This window comes from Moraxella sp. TY6 (genome assembly GCF_048551375.1).
Taxonomy (GTDB): domain Bacteria; phylum Pseudomonadota; class Gammaproteobacteria; order Pseudomonadales; family Moraxellaceae; genus Faucicola.
Map to the genome: position 1 here is coordinate 78,243 of NZ_JBLYZJ010000002.1, position 22,915 is coordinate 101,157.

21 protein-coding genes are annotated in these 22,915 nt (G+C 42.8%); 4 read left to right on the top strand and 17 right to left on the bottom strand.

What is annotated here, in order from left to right:
* Nucleotides 1–36 precede the first annotated feature (36 nt).
* From ACK1U4_RS02230 to ACK1U4_RS02245, 4 genes are all read right to left on the bottom strand, one after another.
* The gene (locus ACK1U4_RS02230) at nucleotides 37–522 is read right to left on the bottom strand and encodes a peroxiredoxin (protein ID WP_419400870.1); all 486 of its coding nucleotides are present in this window, start codon (nucleotides 520–522) and stop codon (nucleotides 37–39) included.
* A gap of 180 nt (nucleotides 523–702) precedes the next feature.
* Nucleotides 703–996, bottom strand: a complete 294-nt coding sequence (locus ACK1U4_RS02235) for a hypothetical protein (protein WP_419400871.1) — start codon at nucleotides 994–996, stop codon at nucleotides 703–705.
* 62 nt (nucleotides 997–1,058) lie between these two features.
* Complete coding sequence (gene queC / locus ACK1U4_RS02240) at nucleotides 1,059–1,805, bottom strand: 7-cyano-7-deazaguanine synthase QueC (protein ID WP_419400872.1); 747 nt, start codon at nucleotides 1,803–1,805, stop codon at nucleotides 1,059–1,061.
* 81 nt (nucleotides 1,806–1,886) lie between these two features.
* On the bottom strand, nucleotides 1,887–2,576 hold the full coding sequence (locus ACK1U4_RS02245) for a DUF3108 domain-containing protein (protein ID WP_419400873.1): 690 nt from the start codon (nucleotides 2,574–2,576) through the stop codon (nucleotides 1,887–1,889).
* 297 nt (nucleotides 2,577–2,873) lie between these two features.
* On the opposite strand from ACK1U4_RS02245, the gene ACK1U4_RS02250 reads away from it, so the two are divergent.
* The 4 genes from ACK1U4_RS02250 to ACK1U4_RS02265 all read left to right on the top strand — a co-directional run bounded on the left by ACK1U4_RS02250 (nucleotide 2,874) and on the right by ACK1U4_RS02265 (nucleotide 6,866).
* Nucleotides 2,874–3,164, top strand: a complete 291-nt coding sequence (locus ACK1U4_RS02250) for a co-chaperone GroES (protein WP_419400906.1) — start codon at nucleotides 2,874–2,876, stop codon at nucleotides 3,162–3,164.
* A 248-nt stretch (nucleotides 3,165–3,412) separates the two neighbouring features.
* The gene (gene groL / locus ACK1U4_RS02255) at nucleotides 3,413–5,050 is read left to right on the top strand and encodes a chaperonin GroEL (protein WP_419400874.1); all 1,638 of its coding nucleotides are present in this window, start codon (nucleotides 3,413–3,415) and stop codon (nucleotides 5,048–5,050) included.
* A gap of 101 nt (nucleotides 5,051–5,151) precedes the next feature.
* Nucleotides 5,152–5,796 (top strand): DUF2625 domain-containing protein, encoded by a 645-nt coding sequence (locus ACK1U4_RS02260; protein ID WP_419400875.1) that lies wholly within the window; start codon nucleotides 5,152–5,154, stop codon nucleotides 5,794–5,796.
* The gene (locus ACK1U4_RS02265) at nucleotides 5,793–6,866 is read left to right on the top strand and encodes a hypothetical protein (protein WP_419400876.1); all 1,074 of its coding nucleotides are present in this window, start codon (nucleotides 5,793–5,795) and stop codon (nucleotides 6,864–6,866) included. Before ACK1U4_RS02260 ends, ACK1U4_RS02265 begins: the two co-directional genes overlap by 4 nt.
* An 11-nt stretch (nucleotides 6,867–6,877) precedes the next feature.
* Here the strand turns inward: ACK1U4_RS02265 and yaaA are convergent, their stop codons facing one another.
* The 13 genes from yaaA to ppsA form a co-directional block, all read right to left on the bottom strand.
* Complete coding sequence (gene yaaA / locus ACK1U4_RS02270; RefSeq protein WP_419400877.1) at nucleotides 6,878–7,684, bottom strand: peroxide stress protein YaaA; 807 nt, start codon at nucleotides 7,682–7,684, stop codon at nucleotides 6,878–6,880.
* Nucleotides 7,685–7,966: 282 nt separating this feature from the next.
* A complete protein-coding gene (gene argF, locus ACK1U4_RS02275; RefSeq protein WP_419400878.1) occupies nucleotides 7,967–8,887 on the bottom strand; it encodes an ornithine carbamoyltransferase in 921 nt (306 codons plus the stop codon).
* A 134-nt stretch (nucleotides 8,888–9,021) separates the two neighbouring features.
* Nucleotides 9,022–10,113 carry an alanine racemase gene (alr, locus tag ACK1U4_RS02280; protein ID WP_419400879.1) on the bottom strand — a complete coding sequence of 364 codons (1,092 nt, stop codon included), beginning with the start codon at nucleotides 10,111–10,113 and terminating at the stop codon, nucleotides 9,022–9,024.
* A gap of 338 nt (nucleotides 10,114–10,451) precedes the next feature.
* Nucleotides 10,452–11,918, bottom strand: a complete 1,467-nt coding sequence (gene dnaB, locus ACK1U4_RS02285; RefSeq protein ID WP_419400880.1) for a replicative DNA helicase — start codon at nucleotides 11,916–11,918, stop codon at nucleotides 10,452–10,454.
* A 132-nt stretch (nucleotides 11,919–12,050) separates the two neighbouring features.
* Nucleotides 12,051–12,509, bottom strand: coding sequence for a 50S ribosomal protein L9 (gene rplI, locus ACK1U4_RS02290; protein ID WP_419400881.1), 459 nt, complete (start codon nucleotides 12,507–12,509; stop codon nucleotides 12,051–12,053).
* 15 nt (nucleotides 12,510–12,524) lie between these two features.
* Complete coding sequence (gene rpsR, locus ACK1U4_RS02295; protein ID WP_419400882.1) at nucleotides 12,525–12,752, bottom strand: 30S ribosomal protein S18; 228 nt, start codon at nucleotides 12,750–12,752, stop codon at nucleotides 12,525–12,527.
* 15 nt (nucleotides 12,753–12,767) lie between these two features.
* Nucleotides 12,768–13,190, bottom strand: a complete 423-nt coding sequence (gene rpsF, locus ACK1U4_RS02300) for a 30S ribosomal protein S6 (RefSeq protein WP_419400883.1) — start codon at nucleotides 13,188–13,190, stop codon at nucleotides 12,768–12,770.
* A 169-nt stretch (nucleotides 13,191–13,359) separates the two neighbouring features.
* On the bottom strand, nucleotides 13,360–13,752 hold the full coding sequence (locus ACK1U4_RS02305) for a hypothetical protein (RefSeq protein ID WP_419400884.1): 393 nt from the start codon (nucleotides 13,750–13,752) through the stop codon (nucleotides 13,360–13,362).
* Nucleotides 13,753–13,893: 141 nt separating this feature from the next.
* Nucleotides 13,894–15,687: an acyl-CoA dehydrogenase C-terminal domain-containing protein gene (locus tag ACK1U4_RS02310; protein WP_419400885.1), complete on the bottom strand. Its 1,794-nt coding sequence runs from the start codon at nucleotides 15,685–15,687 to the stop codon at nucleotides 13,894–13,896.
* 255 nt (nucleotides 15,688–15,942) lie between these two features.
* Nucleotides 15,943–17,808 carry an EAL domain-containing protein gene (locus ACK1U4_RS02315; RefSeq protein ID WP_419400886.1) on the bottom strand — a complete coding sequence of 622 codons (1,866 nt, stop codon included), beginning with the start codon at nucleotides 17,806–17,808 and terminating at the stop codon, nucleotides 15,943–15,945.
* A 37-nt stretch (nucleotides 17,809–17,845) separates the two neighbouring features.
* Complete coding sequence (locus ACK1U4_RS02320; protein ID WP_419400887.1) at nucleotides 17,846–18,643, bottom strand: 16S rRNA (uracil(1498)-N(3))-methyltransferase; 798 nt, start codon at nucleotides 18,641–18,643, stop codon at nucleotides 17,846–17,848.
* A 257-nt stretch (nucleotides 18,644–18,900) separates the two neighbouring features.
* Entirely contained in the window at nucleotides 18,901–20,256 is a 1,356-nt protein-coding gene (gene bioA / locus ACK1U4_RS02325; RefSeq protein ID WP_419400888.1) for an adenosylmethionine--8-amino-7-oxononanoate transaminase, read from the bottom strand.
* 81 nt (nucleotides 20,257–20,337) lie between these two features.
* Nucleotides 20,338–22,707, bottom strand: a complete 2,370-nt coding sequence (ppsA, locus tag ACK1U4_RS02330; RefSeq protein ID WP_419400889.1) for a phosphoenolpyruvate synthase — start codon at nucleotides 22,705–22,707, stop codon at nucleotides 20,338–20,340.
* Nucleotides 22,708–22,915 lie beyond the last annotated feature (208 nt).

Here is a 22,915-nt window from a genome sequence, read left to right on the forward strand (position 1 = left end):
CATAAAAAAGAAAATTTGGCGTATTTTAGCACGTTTTTAGGGTTTGAGCGTTTCTAATAATGCGGTTAAATGCCCTTTGGCTCGCACATTACGAAATTCGTGCAGTAGATTACCCTGTTTATCAAAAACAAAAGTCGAACGCACCACGCCCAGTACCTTTTTGCCATACATATTTTTTTCGCCAATCACACCAAAATGCTTGCACAGTTGTTGCTCGGTATCACTGACAAGCGGAAAATTAATCTGCTTATTGGCAATAAATTTCTCGTGACTTTTGACGCTATCACGAGAAACACCAATCACGCTAAAACCCAACTGTTGCAATGCTTGTTGATGCTCACTAAAATCTTGGGCTTGCACGCTACACCCTGCGGTATTGTCTTTGGGATAAAAGTACAAAATCAGCCCTGTTTGCTGTTGGGTGATAAAATCCGTAAGGGTAAGCGTAGGGTGAGAAAATTGCTCAAAATTTTCATCTACGGCTTGCACAAGTTGGACGGTAAAATTGGGTAAAGTGGGCATTCATAATCCTTTATTTATTAACCTGAACTCGGGATAAGAGGTATTAACATTTTACATATAATCCCCCTAAATCCCCCTTTTTAAAAGGGGGACTTTTCCCTCATATCAAATTTATTTCTGAACAAAGCCCCCTCTTTTGTAAAGAGGGGGTTGGGGGAGATTTTAATAAGATTTATTCAGTTATTTAATCCCTGCACTACAGGCTTTCATTTTGCCACTGATGGTTTGGAAAGTTTTGTTTTGACGCACGTCTTTACCACTTTTTACCCAGTTATCCAATTCAGTTTTTTGGGCTCGGGTAATTTTGGCTTGTTCTTTGACCACACAGCTACAAACTTTTTGAGCCGATGCTTTATCCATGATGTTTTTTTCAGTCATCTGCGTGACACAGGCATTTACTTGCTGAGTGTTAGCTTGAGCAACAGCAGGCAAACCAAACATCGCAACGGCAGTTAATAGGGCAAAATGTTTCATTATATTTTCCTCGTCAAAATAAACATGTAATCAGCTTGGCAGACTGCCTTGCTACAATTAGATTACTGATAAATGGTAGGGTCATCTATTTCAGCTTGTAAAAAACCTTGCTGACGCAAATAACAGCTATCGCACTGCCCACAGGCTCTCCCTTCGCTGTCTGCCTTATAACAAGACACGGTTTGGCTATAATCCACGCCGAGCGATACGCCCAATTTGATGATAGCTGATTTACTCAAATGCAACAAAGGCGTAGCAATGCTGAGATGATGTCCTGTCACGCCTGCTTTGGTGGCGAGGTTTGCCATGACTTCAAAGGCATGGATATACTCTGGGCGACAGTCAGGATAGCCCGAATAGTCCACCGTATTGACCCCAATCACAATCGCACTGGCTTGGGTCACTTCCGCCACTGCTAAAGCATAGGATAAAAAGATGGTATTGCGAGCAGGGACATACGTCACAGGGATATTGGCATTATTGTGAATATCCGTGGGGTCGCTAAAATCGGTGTGTTTGGCATCAGGCACAGCGATTGATTGGTCGGTCAATGCCGAGCCACCGAGTTGTGCAAGGTCAATATTGATAATGCGGTGGTCAACCCCTGCATGTTTGGCGATTTTAATCGCAGAATTAAGTTCACTATTATGGCGTTGCCCATAATTAAAACTCACTGCGGTGACCTTGGCAAAATTGGCTTTTGCCCAATATAAACAAGTGACAGAATCCAACCCCCCCGACAGCAGTACAACGGCATTTTGGGTGGGATTGGAGGTGGTAGGGGATGTAGGTGTGGTTAAAGTCGTCATAAATGTAAAAAAATAAGCCCATAACAAATGGGCTTATTTTAGCAGAAAATTGACGCATTGACTGCTTTGTTTAATCAAAGTTTAATTAACTTTGGCAAGATTCATTTCCATTTTTTTACCATCATCATTTTGCACGACTTTTACAGGCAAATAATCCAAGCTAGGGGCAAGCCAAAAACTGGTTTGGCGTGATTTATCATCATGCACACGGTCGATTCGCACCACATCAAATGTCCCTGCAGGCACGGTGATTTTAGTCATTGCTGACTTGGTAAAAGGCACGCTTTCGACTTTATTACGGTCAGCCATATTATAGCTACCACGGAAGCGATTGGCTTTTAAATCCTCTCGAATTTGCACCTCAAGGCTCAAATCATCATAGGCAATTTGGGGCATGGCGATGGTTTTATTTTCGCCTTTGTAGTTACTGGTAAATTGTTTTTTGGCAGGGTTGAAATTTAGTGTCGTGGTGCGACCTGCTCCCAAAATTTTGTATTGCGTGGTGCTAGTGATGGGCGATACCAAGCCATTATTATTGGCAAAAACCGTGGTTTGTCGAGCCGAAGCGAGCTTGCCCACGTTGGCATTGACATCGTAGTTATATTGATTGCCGTTTTGTTTAAGGGTGCGAGTGGCAGAGCCGTTATATTTGCCCTCGATGCTAAAATTATAGCTTGCCGAAAACGGAGCAACATTTGCAATTGCAGGCACGCTAGCGATGGCAGTTGCGGTAGCAAGGGTAGTTAAGGTCGCAAGTTTGGTTAAATTCATGGTATTCCCCAGTTAATAAATGGATTCAGTTTTTACTAAGATAAAACCCCACCCACTAAAATACAAGCCTTTTGCCGAATTTGTAACAAAATATTAGCGTTATGACAGGTTAGCGTGATAATCGTAGCAATGACATTTATAAAATCAAAAAAAATTACGATAAACGGCTTGAACAAATTCACCACCAACCCCATTGTTAAAATCAGTTTGTTAGTGTGCCAATCACACGAGCAAAACCACCGCAAACGGCATTTAGCCGTCACCTTAAATAAATATTTGTGGAAATTGATGGAGTTAATAATGAAAATTCGTCCTTTACATGACCGTATCGTAGTACGCCGTAGCGAAGAAGAGCAAAAAACCGCTGGCGGTCTTTTACTTGCTGGTAATGCCCAAGAAAAACCTGCCCAAGGTGAAGTCATCGCTGTGGGTAATGGTCAAATCACTGACAATGGCGTGCGTGCATTAGATGTCAAAGTCGGCGACAAAGTCCTATTCGGTCAATACGCTGGCTCAACCGTTAAAGTTGACGGTGAAGAATTATTGATTATGAAAGAAAGCGATGTATTGGGTGTGCTAGAAGCATAATAAAATCCCTCCCCAACCCTCCCTTTCACAAAGGGAGGGGGAAGTCCCCCTTTGAAAAAGGGGGATTTAGGGGGATTAAAATTTAGATTCATATAAGTAATGATACAAATTTAAATACCAATATCTATGACCCCACCCCAACCCTCCCTTTAACAGGGGTGGGAGGGTTCTCCCCCTGATAAGAGGGAGTTAGAGGGGGTTAAGATAAGTTAAATCAATTTAAAATCAAAAAATTATTGGAGTAAAAAATGGCAAAAGACGTAAAATTTGGTATTGACGCTCGTAGCAAAATGATTGACGGTGTCAACGTATTGGCAAACGCAGTTAAAGTCACTTTAGGGCCAAAAGGTCGTAACGTAGTGATTGACAAGTCATTTGGTGCCCCAACCATCACCAAAGACGGTGTATCAGTTGCCAAAGAAATCGAGCTAGAAGACAAATTTGAAAACATGGGTGCACAGTTGGTGCGTGAAGTGGCTAGCAAAACCAACGACGTGGCTGGTGACGGTACTACCACTGCAACTGTACTTGCACAAGCTATCTTGCAAGAAGGTATGAAATCAGTTGCCGCTGGTATGAACCCAATGGACTTAAAACGTGGTATCGATAAAGGTGTGCGTGCCGTAGTAGAGAAAATTCATGCCATCTCTACCCCTGCTAACGATAGCAAAGCCATCGCTCAAGTTGGTTCTATCTCTGCCAACTCTGACCAAACCATTGGTGATTTAATCGCTCAAGCCATGGAAAAAGTGGGTAAAGAAGGCGTGATTACCGTTGAAGAAGGTTCAGGCTTTGAAGATACCCTTGAAGTGGTTGAAGGTATGCAGTTTGACCGTGGCTACATCAGCCCATACTTCGCCAACAAAGCCGACACGCTGACCGCTGAACTTGAAAATCCATTAATTCTATTGGTGGACAAAAAAATCAGCAATATCCGTGAATTGATTCCACTACTAGAAAACGTGATGAAAGCGGGCAAACCACTGCTTATCATCGCTGAAGACGTCGAGAACGAAGCATTGGCTACGCTAGTTGTGAACAACATGCGTGGTGGTCTCAAGGTGTGTGCTGTGAAAGCCCCTGGATTTGGTGACCGCCGTAAAGCCATGCTACAAGACATCGCTATCTTGACTGGTGGTACTGTGGTATCAGAAGAGCTAGGCATGAGCCTAGAAACGGCTGACCTATCAGTATTGGGTACTGCTAAGAAAGTCACTGTTGGTAAAGAAAACACCGTGATTGTGGATGGTGCAGGTCAAAAAGCCGAAATTGACGACCGTGTCGCCTCTATCCGCCGTCAAGTGGAGGAATCAAACTCTGACTACGACAAAGAAAAACTGCAAGAGCGTATCGCCAAACTTGCTGGTGGTGTTGCCGTCATCAAAGTCGGTGCGGCGACCGAAACCGAAATGAAAGAGAAAAAAGACCGTGTTGATGATGCCCTACACGCAACTCGTGCCGCTGTTGAAGAAGGTGTGGTTGCAGGTGGTGGTGTGGCGTTGGTGCGTGCTATCTCTGCCCTTGACAGCGTTAAAGGCGATAATGATGACCAAGTCGCAGGTATTAATATCCTACGCCGTGCGATGGAAGCTCCACTTCGTCAAATCGTCAGCAATGCAGGTGATGAAGCCTCTGTTGTGGTGAATCAAGTGAAAGGCGGTGAAGGTAACTACGGTTATAACGCTGCCACTGGTGAATATGGCGATATGCTAGAAATGGGTATCCTTGACCCTGCAAAAGTCACTCGCTCTGCACTTGAACACGCTGCCTCGGTAGCAGGTTTGATGTTGACGACTGAAGCCATGATTACTGATTTACCTGCTAAAGACAATGCCCCTGCGATGGGTGGCATGGGCGGAATGGGTGGCATGGGCGGAATGATGTAATCTGATTACATTAAACGGCTTAGGGCGTAGGCATTACGCCCCTACCAATACAAATAAAACCCTGTTAAACTGATGTTTAATGGGGTTTTTTACTGGAGAAAATGATGACATTAGAGGACTTAGTCAATCACAATGACCCTGCTTGGCATTTGGTGCAAGAATGGCAACAACAAGCTACCAATTCAATCGAAACTTTACCCAAAAATCCACAACAAGCCGAGCAAACTCTATTGGCAATGCAGGTCACCACACGCTCTACGCTAGGGGCAATCATCTATGAAACAGGCGGAATCCTAATCAATCATGGTTGGTTGCGGATTTTGGGTTCGGGTAGTGAGCGATTAAACCGTAGTTTGGATACATGGAATCAACAAACCCAAAGTGACGGCTTTTTACTGATTGCTGATGATGTAGTGGGTGGCTATTTTGCCATAAATGGCGGTGCATTGGAGGGCAATTTGGGCGATGTATTTTATTTTGCCCCAGATACGTTAGCATGGGAAAGCTTAAATATTGGGTATTCGGATTTTATCTACTGGGTATTTTGTGGGGCGATAGACCAGTTTTATGCCAATTTTTATTGGAAAAACTGGCAACAGGATATCGCCAATCTGACGACCGATGAAGTTTTTTCTTTTATGCCTTTTTTATGGACGGCAGAAAGCAAAAGTATTGAAAATGTTAGTAAAAAAGTCGTACCAATTTTAGAAGATTTTAAATTTAAACAATCGCTTATAACACTATGAAAATCCCCAATTATTGGTCAAGCCACCGTATCGACTTTGATTATAAAAACAAACCAAGAGAAGTCTTTCGTTTTGGTTGGTCGGATATTAGCCTTGAAGATGCCAAAAACCATGCAATTGCACGCTGTGAAGACGCTCGCACACGCATTCTAGCAGGCGAAAAATACATAAAACGCTACGATGGTAAAGGCAAGTATCTTGATGAAAGTGGTCTGCCGATTCGTGAGCAAGTCGTTGAGCGTTATGACAACCTAAATGCCGTCACCACTATCAATAGTTATGGGGCGACTTGCCTTAATGTCGAAAATGTATTGATTCTGGATATTGATAACGATTATTTTGACAATCAATTTTTACCTATCATAGCCACCGAATTATTACCAGTTAAACATATTTCAGGGTGGTGGGCGTGGGTAGTTGCTTTGATACTAGGAACGATATTACCAAATTTACATTTAAGCGTTTGGATATTTTTATTTTTTTGTGTATTGCTGATTACATTTTTTATTATTTTTAAAATCAATAATAAAAGGAATAAGGTATTAAAGGTACAACAAAACCAGTTATTAACCACTCATATTGAGAATGAAGGTGGCTATTTGGCGATGTTGCAAAAAATCCTCACACCATTTTTACAACAAAATCCCCAAGCCAGTTTTAACCTTTACCAAACCCCACAAGGCTTTCGCCTCATTGCTTTGCATGATAATTTCACGGCTAACGATGAATTTACCCAAATTTGCTTTGATAATTTACCTGTTGATACGGTGTATCAAAAGCTGTGTAAAGTGCAACAATGTTTTCGAGCTAGAGTAACTGGCAAGCCGTGGCGAATGGGGATTAAAACGCAATTTTTGGGTTATCAAGATTTTTGGCGTGATGATATCCCTGTCAAATTTCAACAACAAAATCAGCAATGGTTAAATCAATATCACCAAACCGCCCAACACTATTCAGCGTGTCATTTTATCAAAAAAATTGGCAATGCCGAAATTCATCCCAACATTGCCAAATTTTTAGATTTACATGATAAGTTATGCAAGGCAAAAATCAATTTGCCATTGGCTTAATGGGTATTTTTTTAATCGTTATCTCGTCTAAACACCAACTCTGTTGAACTAGACGCATTTTCGACAAAATAATAACCATCCAAATCAAAATCCTTTAGCTCATCAACAGTTTGCACGCCATTTTCACAGGCATAGCGTACCATCAAACCACGGGCTTTTTTGGCATAAAAACTCACTACTTTATACTTACCATCTTTGCCATCTTCAAAACGAGGCGTGACAATCTCAGCGTGAATTTTTTTGGCATTCACCGCTTTAAAATATTCGTTAGAGGCTAAATTTACCAAGACTTTATCATCATTTTCTGCCATCCGTTGATTGATTAAATCCGTGATGCTATCACCCCAAAATTGGTATAAATCTTTGCCTTTAAGATTTTTTAGTTTAGTCCCCATTTCCAGCCGATACGGTAGCATCAAATCCAAGGGTTTTAGCAAGCCATATAACCCAGATAAAATGCCAAGATGTTGATTTAAAAAACCAATTTCTTCACGATTAAGATTGTAAGCATCTAGCCCTGTATAAACATCACCATCAAATAAATATACCGCAGGTTTGGCAGGCGTATCGCTATTGTCGATAGTAAAAGGTTTTTTCTCATCCCACGCCCATTGTTGATTACGGACAGCATTAAGTTCAGCAAGGTTTGCCGAAATCCCCATCAAGGCAGAGAGGTCGGTGGGTTCGAGTGGTTTTAGCACACGCATCAGCTCGCAGGCTTGAGGCATAAGCGTTGGTTGGCTGTACTCTTTGCCAAAGTAAAAAGTCACATCGTTGTTTTCGTTAAGGTTTTTGGCAGGCGATAAGACAAAATACATGGCGAAATTCCGTGTTTTTATGGGGATGATTATTAGGGGTTTATTTTAGCAATCAGTGTAAAGAGTAGGGGTGTAATGCTTACGCCCAAGATATCAAAAATAGATAATGTCAAAGTGATAAGTCTTAAAAAGTCTATCGAATGTAAGGTGCGTTTCACGCACCATTTAGATAGACTTTGCTTTTTTAAGGGTGCGTATGACGCACCTTACGATTATCAAAACTTACTTTAATTACTTTTTACACACTATTCAAAGATATGATTCGTAATTTAGTTGACCATATTAAGAAAGTTTGATTTTATCTTTTAACAAAAATTCCATCAAGGCTTTTTGGGCGTGTAATCGGTTTTCGGCCTCATCCCAAACGACAGCACGAGGGTCGTCGAGTAGGTCAAATGAGATTTCTTCGCCACGGTGAGCAGGGAGGCAGTGCATAAATAGCACGTCTGGGTCAGCTTTATCAAGTAGAGAGCGAGTGACCATATATTGGGCGAAACGTCTGGCTCGAGTATTTTGTTCGCTTTCTTGCCCCATACTTGCCCACACATCCGTGGCAATCAAGTGCGAGCCTTTGACCGCTTCATTGACATCTTCGACCAAATCGACACAGTGCGAATATTGTTTGATTAAATCAGGATTTGGCTCAAAGCCATAAGGGGCAGTGACACGCAGTTGGAAGCCAAATTGATGGGCGGCATGGATAAAGGAGGCACACATATTATTGCCATCACCGACCCACGTCACGGTTTTGCCTTCGATACTGCCACGGTGTTCCATAAAGGTTTGCATATCAGCAAGCAATTGGCAAGGGTGCTGTTCGTCAGTCAAGGCATTGATGACAGGGACTTGCGAATATTCGGCAAATTTTTCGACAATATCATGTCCAAATGTGCGAATCATCACGATATCGACCATACGAGAGATGACCCTTGCTGAATCTTCAATCGGCTCACCACGCCCTAATTGGGTATCACGAGGCGATAAAAAAATCGCATGACCGCCAAACTGTCCCATGCCTGTTTCAAATGAGATACGAGTGCGAGTGCTAGACTTCTCAAAAATCATGCCAAGAGTACGACCAACAAACGGTTGATATACCACGCCCTCATGTTGCATTTGGCGAAGTTCACTGGCACGGTGCAAAACTTGCATTAATTCGTCACGGCTTAAATCTAATAGCGTCAAAAAATGGCGGATACTCATTGCCTGTCCTACGGATAGTGATAAAATAAAAAACCATAAACGACCAGTATAACGGATTTAACGCATCTGTCTAGCCAGTTGGGGCATTAAATTGATGAAAATAAACCGAACATGGGTAAAAAATCACGATTGAATCATTTATTCCATCGCCAAATCGGACGCTGTGTCACCAAACACATTAATTCATAGCCAATGGTATCATTCCAATTGGCGACTTCATCAATACAAGGCGACTCGCCCCATAATTGCACGGACGTACCGACATCCATATCTGCTACCCCTGTGATATCCACCATCAACATATCCATCGCCACTCGTCCAATGATGGGCAACTTTTTATCATTTGCAGTGACATACGCAGACTGGTTGACCACACGAGGGTAGCCATCGGCATAGCCTACGCTAACGATAGCGATATGGCTGGGTTTATCGGCTTGCCAACGACTGCCATAGCCAACACATTCGCCAACTTGTAGCTCATGGGTTGCCATGATTTGGGCATCAAACTGCATCACAGGCTGTAAATTTAGCTTATCAGCAGACGCATCTGCCAAGGGCGTTGCCCCATATAGCATAATCCCTGCTCGTACCCAGTCGTGATGCTGTTTGGGAAAGTTGATAATGCCTGCTGAGTTACACAATGAGCCTTGAATGGTGGTGGGGCTAACTTGTTGTTTTAGCTGTGATAATACTCGGTCAAATTTGGCAATTTGAGCGTGATTACTGGGGTGGTCTTTGACATCAGCATTGGCAAAATGACTGGTCAAAACAACCTGATAACCTTTTTCATGTAATTGTTTGGCAATCGGTAAAATCTCATCCTCATCAAAGCCCAAACGGTTCATACCTGTGTTAAATTTGAGCCAAACAGTGGCTGTTGATGATGTTGGTAAATGAGCCAAAGCCCAGTCAAGTTGGTTTTGCTGATGAATCACACAGTCAATATGTTGCTCAAGGCAAGTTTGCCATTCTGGCTCGCTAAATGCCCCTTCGATGATGACGATTTTTTTTGTCCAATGGGCTTGGCGTAGGGCGAGGGCTTCGGTAAGACACGCCACCCCTAACGCATCGATATGGTCAAAGGCAGGTAAACAAGCGACTGCCCCATGACCATAAGCATTGGCTTTGACCATTGCCATTACTTGGGCGGTGGGGGCGTATTGTTTGACCCGTTGCACATTATGGGCAAGGGCGGATAAATTGATGGTAACGGTGGTTTGACGCATAATAATTGATAGTTGTAGGATAGATTAATCGTGTAGGATTGATGTAATACCAAACCCAATAAATAGGGTGTTGTAGGGGCTTATTGCATAAGCCCAGTATTTCAAATCTCAAATAGGGCATAAGCATTACGCCCCTACGATTTTAATTTTTGGGTTTTGGTTTAATTTTAATGTTTCTGTTTTTGAGTAAATCTTATTGTTATAGGACTTACGCAAAAATGCCATTTGTAGGTTGGGTGGAAGAATGATACCCAACATAAACCATTTAAATTGTTGGGTATCGCAAGCTCTACCCAACCTACGATTTGGTTAAATGCGTAAGTCCTATGTTAAAAAAATTACTCATCTGACGCACTAAAAGTATCACCTTGATAAAATTCTGGGGTTAAATTGCCAAAACGGGTAAATTGTCCCTCAAATGACAAGCGTACCGTACCAATCGGGCCATTACGCTGTTTACCAATGATGATTTCAGCCATACCTTTGGCATCGCTGTTTTCATTATATACCTCATCACGGTAAATAAACATAATTAAATCCGCATCTTGCTCAATCGCACCAGATTCACGCAAATCCGACATAATGGGGCGTTTATTGGGGCGATTTTCAAGGCTTCGGTTAAGCTGTGATAATGCCACCACAGGGCAGTTCATTTCACGAGCCAAAGCCTTGAGGCTTCGAGAAATCTCAGAAATCTCACCAACACGGTTACCATCAAGACTAGGTACTTTCATCAATTGAAGATAATCCACCATCACCATACCGAGCTTGCCACCATTATCCTTGGCAATACGCCGACAACGTGACCGTACCTCAGAAGGGGGTAGGGCAGTGCTATCGTCAATATATAGTTTCTTTTCATGCAAATGGGCAATCGCATTGGCAAGTTTGCCCCATTCGTCCTCATTCATTTGTCCAGAACGCAAATGTGTCTGATTAATCGCCCCCCATGAGGACAATAGACGCATGACAATCGACTCAGCAGGCATTTCCATCGAAAACACCACCACAGGCAAATCGGTATTAAATAAAATACTTTCTGCCAAATTCATGGCAAAAGTAGTTTTACCCATCGAAGGACGAGCAGCCACAATAATCAAGTCACCTGATTGTAAGCCTTGGGTTTTATTATTCAGCTCAACAAAAGGGGTCTGTAATCCAATCATGCCATCTGGGTTGTCTTTGAGTTCTTGAATTGACTGCATGACATTGGTGATGACGCTATTGATTTTGGTTGGACCTTTTTGGCTGGCACGGCGACTGTATTGCTCATTAATCGAAAAAATTTCACTTTCGACACTGTCCAAAATGTCGCTGACGCTTTGGTCTTTGCTATCATACGCCAACTCTAGCATATGATTGCCTGCTTTGATGATTTGGCGTAAAGTCGCAAGCTCACGCACCCGTTGGGCATAGGCGGTGAGGTTAAATAAAGTCGCTGGACTTTGGGATAAAATATTACCCAAATAATCGCTACCACCTGCCGATTCGAGCAGTTTTTGTGAATCCAGCCAATCCATCACCATCACCACATCATAGGGTTCACTGGCATTGGCAAGATGACTGATGGCTTCAAAAATTAACTGATGACGTTGGGCATAAAAATCACTTTTGGCGATAATGTCCGAAATCCGTTCAAAGGATTCATCAAGGCTCATCAATGAGGCTAACACAGACTTTTCAATATCAATGCTATGCGGTTGATGTTGGGTGAGGGGTGTGGCTTTTAGCTGGGATTTTGCGGATTCGGTGGGGTGTGTGACCTGTTGTTCGGTCAGTTTTTTATCATCTGTATTTTCGACCATAGCCACCTCTATCGACTCAAAATGGAGGTCAACTATACCCAATTTTGGGGTAAAATACCAATAGATTTTTCAAAAAAAAGAGATAGCAAACGCTATCTCTTTTTATCACTACATTGGCAAAAATTTTGCAAATTAAGCGTTGCTTTCTTCTGCTAAAATAGTTACCAAAATGTTGGTCATTACATCGTGGTGTAATTGGATATCCACGTTGTATTCGCCAACTTGACGCAATGCACCTTCAGGAAGTTTAACTTCTGAACGGTCAACTGGCAAGCCAGATTTGGTCAAGGCATCAGCGATGTCACGAGTACCGATTGAACCGAATAGTTTACCTTCGTCACCAGACTTGGCACGAATGATAACATTCACGTCTTGTAGGGCTTCGGCACGAGCATTAGCAGCGGCTAATTCTTCGGCTTCAACTTTTTCTAGTTCGGCACGGCGTGCTTCAAATTTTTCGATGTTAATTGCAGTAGCTGGTAGGGCTTTACCTTGTGGTACAAGGTAGTTACGACCATAGCCTGCTTTTACGTTTACTGTATCGCCTAGTTTACCTAAGTTTGCGATACGTTGTAATAAGATAACTTGCATCTATCACTCCTTAGATTATTTTTGGCTGTCAGTGTACGGAATCAACGCAAGGTAGCGAGCTTGTTTGATAGCTACGGCTAGTTGGCGTTGGTATTTAGTAGAAGTACCAGTGATACGGCTTGGTACGATTTTGCCACTTTCAGTCACATACTGTTTTAGGATTTCGATATCTTTATAATCGATATGGCTGATACCTTCAGCAGTGAAACGGCAAAATTTACGACGACGGTAAAAACGTGCCATGATTATTCTCCTTAATTATTCGTTGTTGTCAGCATCATCTTCTGACTCATCATCGGCTGATTGATAGTCATCTTGATTTGCATCAGTTCTACGTGAGGCTTTGCGAGCACGTTTTTCTTCAGCACTTTTGGCAAGTGGTGATTCTTCGGTAATCGCTTCATCACGGCGGATAACTAAGCTACGGATAATCGCATCGTTGTAACGGAATAATTCTTCTAGCTCGTCAAGGGTGGTTTGACCTGCTTCGATGTTAAGTAGTACATAGTGAGCTTTGTGTACTTTGTTGATTGGGTAAGCTAATTGACGGCGACCCCAATCTTCTAGGCGATGGATAGCACCACCTTGCTCTTTTACTAAGTTGATGTAACGCTCAACCATACCGACTACTTGGTCGCTTTGGTCTGGGTGAACCAATAATACCAGTTCATAATGTCTCATAAAGACTCCTCACGGATTAAACAGCCATTGACCCCATGTCAATAGCAAGGAGATTGAAAGGCTTTCGGCGAAATTTCGCTGAAAGCAATGCAATAAGGTGCAGTATTATACTTGAGTTTTAGCGAGTTTGCAAGTAAAACTCAAGGGGGTATTGTGATTTAGCAATCATTTATTTAACGAATTGACCAACGCAAGTTTGTAATGCACCGCTAACAGTTTTGGTGACTAAGGCAGTGCGTGTGGTTGGGCTAGAGGCAGCGGTCGCAAGGTCAATCACATTGACGTTTTGGCTGGCACTTTGGCTGACACAGCCACAGACGTTGGTTTGAAGGTTGGTTTTTTGTTCATCGGTCATGGCGATACTGGCAAGTTTATAGTATTGGTTGGCAGTCAGTTCGCTACGGCATTTTTGGTCAACAGCGGTTTGGAATACTGCCATGCCAACATTGCTGGCTGTGCCAATAGCTACGTTTGGGTCGATTGCCACGCCACCTGTTGAGGCACAACCTGCCAATAGAGCGATAGGTGCGAATAAGGTGGTAAGTTTGGTTAGGATTTTCATGGTTTTTCCTTTTGTTGGTTGGCTAGTTTATTTTAGTGAGTTATCGTTTCAGATTATAGCACGAAGCCATTGAAGTGCATAAAAGACAGGCAAAAAAAAGAGCGTTAAAACGCCCTTTTTCGTAATTAACATTGACATCAATTAAAATTGAAATTCGTCAATTTCCATGCTCATCAATGGTTCAAGTCCGGTATCAATGCGTTTGACATGGGTCAACGTGCGTGGTAACAGTTTGGCAAAGTAGAATTGAGCGGTTTTGATTTTGGCAGTGTAGAATTTGGTTTCGGTGGTGTCACCTTTTAGAGCTTCTTTCGCCACCAATGCCATTCTTGCCCATAGATAGGCAAGGGTCACATAACCACTAAAATACATATAATCGACTGATGCACCACCCACTGCGTCTGGGTTTTCGACCGCTTGCATACCGATACGGCTGGTCAAATCGCCCCATTCTTTGTTTAGGCGAGCCAATGGACGGACAAATTCGCCCATGTCGTCATTGTCTTTGTTTTCTTCGCAGAATTTATGAATAACTTTGCTAAAGTTTGCCAATAGCTTGCCGTTTGAACCCAATACTTTACGACCTAGTAGGTCAAGTGATTGGATTTCGGTCGTACCTTCGTATAAACAGGCGATACGAGTGTCACGCACGTTTTGTTCCATACCCCACTCACGAATAAAGCCGTGACCGCCATACACTTGCACGCCGTGATTGGCAGACTCGTAGCCAGTTTCGGTCAAGAAGGCTTTGGCGATAGGGGTCAATAGTGATAGCATTTGGTCGGCATATACTTGGGCTTCGCCCTCGCCTTTGGCAACCACATCGGCAAATTGTGATAGATAATATACTAACGCACGACCGCCTTCGGCAAAGGCTTTGGAGGTCAATAGCATATTACGCACCGCAGGATGCACGATGATAGGGTCAGCCACTTGTTCTGGGGCTTTTGCACCGCTTAATGCACGCATGGCAAGACGCTCTTTGGCATACATCAAGCCACCTTGGAACGCAAATTCAGAAGCCGTCAAACCTTGAATTGCTGTGCCAATACGAGCAGTATTCATAAAGGTAAACATGGCATTTAAGCCTTTATTTGGCTCAGCAATCAAAAAGCCTTTGGCTTTGTCAAAGTTTAACACCGCTGTGGCAGAGGCCTTGATACCCATTTTGTGTTCGATTGAACCACAAGTCACGGCATTACGCTCACCGATAGAGCCGTCTGCATTGACATTAAATTTTGGTACGATAAATAGCGAAATACCTTTTGTACCTTGTGGGGCATTGGGCAAGCGAGCTAGCACGATATGTACGATATTGTCCGCCATGTCGTGTTCGCCAGCGGAAATAAAGATTTTTTGACCTGTGATGGCATAGCTACCGTCATCATTTGGCTCGGCTTTGGTGCGGATAATCCCCAAATCTGACCCTGCATGAGCTTCGGTCAAACACATTGTACCAGTCCATTCACCGCTGATAAGTTTTAGCAAATAATGTTGTTTTTGCTCGTCTGTACCGTGATGTTCGATGGTACGAATTGCCCCTTCTGATAATCCGGGGTACATTGAAAATGACCAGTTCGCTGTGCCTGTCATCTCATTGATGGCTGAACCCAACGACAATGGCATACCTTGACCGTCAAATTCTGGGTCAGCACAGAGTGATGGGAAGCCCAATTCGCAATATTGTTTGTAGGCCTCTTTAAAGCCAGTTGGGGTGTATACATTGCCATTTTCAAAACGACAGCCTTCTTCATCGCCTGTGCGATTAAGTGGCGATAGTTCGTTTTCGGCAAAGCTTGCCCCAGCTTCGACAAAGCTATCGAGCGTTTCTCTATCCACATGGGCGTAGGCAGGGATGGCGTTAAAATGTTCTTCAAATTTTAGCAACTCGTGCATCACGAATTTCATATCACGAAGGGGGGCTTTATATTGCATGGGACTATCCTTTTTTCAATTATTCATTGGTAACTGTAGGCTAATATTTAGGAATTACACATAAGTTTTTGATAACTTTGGTTGATAACGTTGGGCTTCACACGCTCAACCCAACCTACAATTTATCAAAATGCGTCAGTTGTAATATCAATCATTTCAACCATTAAGATAGGAAACTTTGCCCCAAGTTACAAGAGCCATGCCATGACTATAGGGTCATAAAAAACCGCTAGTTGTGCATTGAAAATACGAAAATTAGGCATTGGGTTGGTCTAATTGGCGAAACAATGCTTGCCAATGTTCATCATAATCAAAATCCACCTCAAAATGTTGATATAGCCAATCTGTCGCATCAATCGCCGACATCGGTTTGCCATAATAATAGCCTTGAATCCCATCACAGCCGATTTGACGCAAATAATCCAATTGTTGTTGGTTTTCTATGCCTTCAGCAATCACTTTAATATCAAGGGCATGAGCCATGGCAACCATAGATTTGACAAGCTTTTGTTTTTTCTCATCATTTAAAATATTATCAATAAAAGTTCGGTCAATCTTGATGGTATCCACAGGTAAATTGACCAAATAGTCTAACGTGGCAAACCCCACGCCAAAATCATCAATCGCCAAACGTATCCCTGCTTGGTGAAAATGATGTAGGATCTCATAACCTTGCTGATGGTCGACCAAATGAGCGATTTCTGTCAACTCAAATTCAATATATTTGGTAAAACAGTCATATTTCTCGACCAATTCATTGACAAACTCGACAAAACGAGGGTGATTGAGTTGCCGTGCATCGATATTGATACAAATAATACTGGCATGACCCATGCGTTTCCAAGCGATAATTTGATGAATACATGAATGAATCATGCTTTCAAATAACGGTTGGGACAGTGTCATTAAGACTTCACCCAAAAATTGAGCAGGTTGTAAAATACCTAAATTTGGGTGTTGCCACCGCACCAACGCCTCAAAAACGGCACTTTGTGGCGAATCAAATAAAAATTTTGGTTGAAAATACGGCACAACTTGCGAATTTTTGAGAGCCTCGTGAAATGTACTCAATAAATGTTCATTAGGGATGGTGGGTTGATAGTTCAGTTTTTCATACCAACTTATGTCGTCACCACCGTTAAGCTGGGCGTGATTTAAGGCAATTTCTGCTTGTGTTAATAAACTTTCGGTGGTTTGACTATCTTTGGGAAATTGGGCGATACCAATGGATAATCTAACATATAAATGTTTGTTTTTGATGATAAAAGGCAACTCAAGTAACTGACTAAGTTTTTCCAAATATTCATACACAAAAGCAATATCATGGGTGCGTACAAACATCGCAAAATCACCACCCCCCAAGCGAGCCATGCCTTTTAGACCGACATTGGTGCTGTTTAAGTCTTTGATACGTCTAACAAATTGCACAATTAACTGGTCAGTATCCACCACCCCCAATGTTTCATAAAATAGGTGTAATTTATCAATATGCACTCGAAATAAATATAGCTCAATATAGCGATGGGGTTGCTCACGGATACCCTGAATCGCCAACGAAAAATTTTGGTAAAACCCTTCATAATCCTGTAAACCTGTCAAACGGTCATAATTTAGACTTTCGGATAACTGTTGATAAAGGTGCATATTGCGATTGAGGTTTTGAATCATACCAATAAACAAAGTTTGGTTATTTTTGTCAGTGTAGGGCGTGATTTTAAGGTGAATAAATAGCTCTGTATCACCGCTTCGAGATATGGTTAGGGAGGTATCTACGGGTTGTTTGGCTCGTAACAACGTGGTGATTTGATTAAACTCGGTGGCAAAATAAGCAGGTAAATTTGGCGTGGCATAAAAGGAAAAATTACGTCCATTTAGCAACTCAAAGGGTAGAGCGGTGGTTTTTAAAAATTGCTCATTACAACAAATATAGCGTAATTCGCTATCTAAAATAAATAAACTGTCCGAGAAACACGATAAAACTTGGGCGAATAAATTGCCGATTTGAGAGCCATTTAGGTGCTTATCAAAGAAAGCCTCATCAAAATGGAAGCCATAAAAAGCCAACTTTTGATAATCCAAATAAGAGGCGAGTGAGCGTGGGTCAGTTACAGACGTAAACATAATTTTAGCAACATTCCCCTAATTGCTTTAAAGTGGCTTAAACTAAAAACGCCTGCAAAGTCGCCAATGCCACCACAGGGGCGGTTTCGGTGCGTAGCACACGCTCACCAATTTGCCATGCCAAATAGCCTGCATCCATCGCTTGTGTGACTTCATGGTCGGCAAGTCCGCCCTCAGAGCCAATTAACAACACAATGGGGCGAATCGGCTCGCTTGCCAAATGTGATTTGATACTGACAATGTTTTGGGCGATGTGTGATTGTTGTTTTGGGACGGCTAACACGAGCTTTAAACAATCGTTATTTGTTGGTTCTTGTTTTGAGGACATTCTAGCAAATTGTTGGCTATCTGACAATATAAATGAGCCTAATTCGATGGGTGGTAAAATTTTTGGCACAAGATTTAGCCCACATTGCTCACAAGCCGAAATTGCAACCCCTTGCCAGTGTTCAAGTTTTTTGCTGATTTGGTCGGGTTTTAGTCGGACTTCGCAACGTTCACTGGTGAGTAGCTGAATGGTAGTCACACCCATTTCGGTGGCTTTTTGGATGGCATAATCCATGCGTTCGCCACGGCTCATCACCAAGCCAATATGCACCTCATAAGGTAAAGCACGGTCGATGGGGTCAAAACTTTCAACTTTGACAAGGGCGGATTTTTTGCTAATTTCACTCAAAGTTACTGTGTATTCACCGCCTGTGCCGTCAAAGAATAGGGCAGTGTCGCCGATATTGGCTCGGAGTACCTTGCACCAATGATGAAAAATATCTTCGGTAAGTGGTATGCTTTCACCTACGGTTAATACATTGGGTTGATTGTAAAAAAATCGTCTCATATTAATGTTAACTCAAAAGTTTTTAAATGATAATCTATGCAATCGTGTTATTCGTAGGGGCTTATTGCATAAGCCCAATCTTTAAAATTTTAAACAGGGCGTATTCAATACGCCCCTACGACTGTGAATAATAACCAAATAGTATGAGTTTATTGTAGGTTGGGTGGAAGCATGACACCCAACACAAAAGATTGAAAATGTTGGGTTTCGCAAACTCAACCCAACCTACAGGCGGTAAAAATTCTTAAGTCCTGTCATTAAGGTAAGTTCAAGTTATTATTTTCAACGGTTGGCTGAATATTTTGCAAAGCCTTTATACCTTGTGCCAAAACTTCAAACACCTCTTTAATCTGTTCAATACTGGTACAGTAAGGCGGTATCAAGTACACATGATTGCCAATCGGACGTATCATCACGCCATGCTCAAGACACGCAGTCGCCAACGCCTTGCCACGCACATCGGCAAAATCAAGGGTAAACGCCACAATCATCCCTGTTTGGCGAGGATGAATAATCGGTAAACCTTGTGCGATTAAGCTTTGTAAACCATCCGCCATTGCCTGTATTAACGTTTGATTTCGTTCAATCACGTTGTCACGCTCAAAAATCTCAAGCGATGCCAATGCAGACGCACACGCCAATGGATTGCCTGTAAAACTGTGCGAATGTAAAAAGCCTTTTTCCACTTTTTCATCATAAAAGGTTTGGTAAATCGCTTCGGTTGTCATCACACACGACATCGGCAAATAGCCTGCGGTCAAGCCTTTGGACAAACAAATAAAGTCGGGGCAAAGCGTGTCTTTTTCATTATCATTCGCTAAAGCCAGCATTTGCTCGACCGCAAACATCGTCCCAGTTCGCCCAAAGCCAACGGCAATTTCATCATAAATCACATGAATCTGGTATTGTTCGGCAAGTTTCGCCACGCCAAGTAGATAATTGGGCGAATACATCGCCATACCTGTCGCCCCTTGTACCAATGGCTCAACAATCATGGCACACACATTTTCGGCTTGCTGTTTTAACACATTTTCCAAGTCGCTTAAACATTGCTGTTCGTATTGCTCTGCGGTCATATCATGCGGTTTAAAAATATGGGCAGGCGAGGGGACACGGATTTGACTGACGATTAAGTCTTTGTATTGCTTACTAAAAAGTGGAATATCGGTTACAGACAAGCTACCCACGGTTTCGCCATGATAGCCATGTTCGAGGGATATAAATTTGGTCTTTTTGTGGAAGCCTTGCTGTTGCCATGCTTGTAGGCTCATTTTTAATGCCACTTCCACCGCCCCAGAACCACTGTCAGCAAAAAAGGCTTTGGTTAAAGGTTTGGGCGTGATGCCCACCAATTTTTCGGCAAGTTGTATAATCGGTGGATGCGTGACCCCGGCAATTAGCGTATGTTCAAGGGTGTCGAGTTGGGTTTTGATTTTGGCATTGATGTAGGGGTGGCAATGTCCGTGTAGATTGACCCACCATGAGCTTATCATGTCGAGGTAGCATTTGCTGTGTTTGTCAAATAGATAACTGCCTTCGCCTTTGACGATTTCGAGGGGTGGGGTGTGTTCGAGGGCTTGCATTTGGGTGCAAGGTAGCCAGAGTGCGGACATGGTAAATTACTCAGATAGTTAGTCAGTTTAAATAAAAAGCCACAATATCATATTGTGGCTTTTTTGGGTGGTGTAGACCGATTATTTTTGGTCTTGACCTGCCAAGAAGAACCAAGTATCTAGCACTGAGTCAGGGTTTAATGACACAGAGTCAATACCTTGTTCCATTAGCCACATTGCCAAGTCTGGGTGGTCAGAAGGCCCTTGACCGCAGATGCCCACGTATTTACCTGCTTTGTTACAGGCTTCAATTGCCATTTTGAGCAATTTTTTGACCGCAGGGTCACGCTCGTCAAATAGTTGTGAAACGATACCAGAGTCACGGTCTAGACCAAGGGTCAACTGGGTCAAGTCGTTAGAACCGATTGAGAAACCATCGAAGTATTCAAGATAGTCTTCGGCCAATAACGCATTGGTTGGTAGCTCGCACATCATAATGACACGCAAACCATTTTCACCACGTTTTAGACCATTTTTCTCAAGTAGCTCAAGCACTTTGGCAGCTTCGTTGGTGGTACGTACGAATGGAATCATAATTTCAACATTGGTCAAACCCATGTCATCACGTACACGTTTTAACGCACGGCATTCTAACTCAAAGCAATCACGGAAGTTTTCTGACACATAACGGCTTGCACCACGGAAGCCCAACATTGGGTTTTCTTCAGATGGCTCGTATAGTTTACCACCGATAAGGTTGGCATATTCGTTTGATTTGAAGTCCGACATACGCACGATGACAGGTTTGTCATGGAACGCAACGGCTAGGGTTGAGATACCTTCGACCAATTTATCAACGTAGAAGTCCACAGGGGTGGCGTAGCCTGCCATACGCTCTTGAATCGCTTGAACGATTTCACGAGGTAGGGTGTTCATATTGAGTAGGGCTTTTGGATGCACGCCAATCATACGGTTGATGATAAATTCAAGACGAGCCAAGCCGACCCCTTTGTTAGGGATTTGGGCAAAACTAAAGGCACGGTCTGGATTACCCACGTTCATCATCACTTTGAACGCAAGTTCTGGCATAGATTCAATGGAGTTATTTTGGATTTCAAAGTCCAATTTGCCTTCGTAAATAAAGCCAGTATCACCTTCGGCACATGATACGGTAACTTCTTGACCATCGGTCAATAGCTCGGTGGCATTACCAGAACCGACTACTGCAGGCACGCCCAATTCACGAGCGATGATGGCTGCGTGACAAGTACGACCGCCACGGTTGGTGACGATGGCTGATGCACGTTTCATCACAGGTTCCCAGTCTGGGTCAGTCATGTCAGAAACCAGTACATCACCATCTTGAACTTTGTCCATTTCATGGATTGAGTTGACCACACGCACTGTACCAGAGCCGATACGTTGACCGATTGAACGACCTTCGACAATCACGTCACCTTTTTCTTTAAGGACGTAGCGTTCCATGACGTTATGGTTTTCACGGCTTTTCACGGTTTCTGGGCGAGCTTGAACGATGTAAAGTTTGCCATCATCGCCATCTTTTGCCCATTCGATGTCCATCGCATGACCGTAGTGTTTTTCGATAATGATGGCTTGTTTGGCAAGCTCAAGTAATTCGTCATTGCTTAGGGCAAATTGGTTGCGTTCAGTTTTTTCGACTGGGACGATTTTGACTGATTTACCTGCTGAGAAGGCGTCAGCATAAATCATTTTTTGTTGTTTTGAGCCAAGGTTACGGCGGATAATGGCAGGTTTACCATTGTTAAGTAGGGTTTTAGAAATGTAGTATTCGTCAGGGTTGACTGCACCTTGTACCACCATTTCACCCAAGCCGTAGCTTGCGGTGATGAATACCACGTCTTCAAAGCCACTTTCGGTATCAATGGTGAACATCACGCCTGATGTACCTGTTTCTGAGCGAACCATGCGTTGAACGCCTGCTGATAAGGCAACGCCAGCATGTTCAAAGCCTTTGTGTACACGGTAAGCGATAGCACGGTCGTTGTATAGTGAGGCAAATACTTCTTTGATAGCAACCAAAATATTGTCGATACCACGGATATTTAGGAAGGTTTCTTGTTGACCTGCAAATGACGCATCTGGCAAGTCTTCAGCGGTCGCTGATGAACGCACGGCAACTGCGATATCATTCCCTTGGCTCATTTCGGCAAAAGCATCACGGATTTCTTGCTCAAGGTCTTTGGGCAATTCTTGTTCGATAATCATGTCACGGATTTTTTTACCCGTGGTGGTCAAGGCGTGGACATCATTGACATCTAAGCCTTTGAGTTCAGCACTGATTTTTTCGCTCAAGCCTGTGTCGTGCAAAAACTTATTGAAAGCTTCTGATGTGGTGGCAAAACCACCGGGTACGCTGACACCTAAGTCGGTGAGGTGGCTAATCATTTCACCCAGTGAGGCATTTTTACCGCCTACTTTGTCAATGTCATTTTTGCCGAGTTGGTCGAGTGAGATAACTTGTGGGTTCAAGGTGCTGTCTCCATGAGTGATAAGTTAGAAAAATGCGACTATTTTGTCGAGATTATAACGATATTTTTTATAAATTTCGAGTGGGGATACAATAAATTTTGACCTTATTTTAGCAATTAATGCTTATCTATCAGCCAAAAATCCCCAGTTTTGTTAGAATTAATTGCTTAACTTGCGTATAATAACAAAAATCGCCCAGCTAGGATAA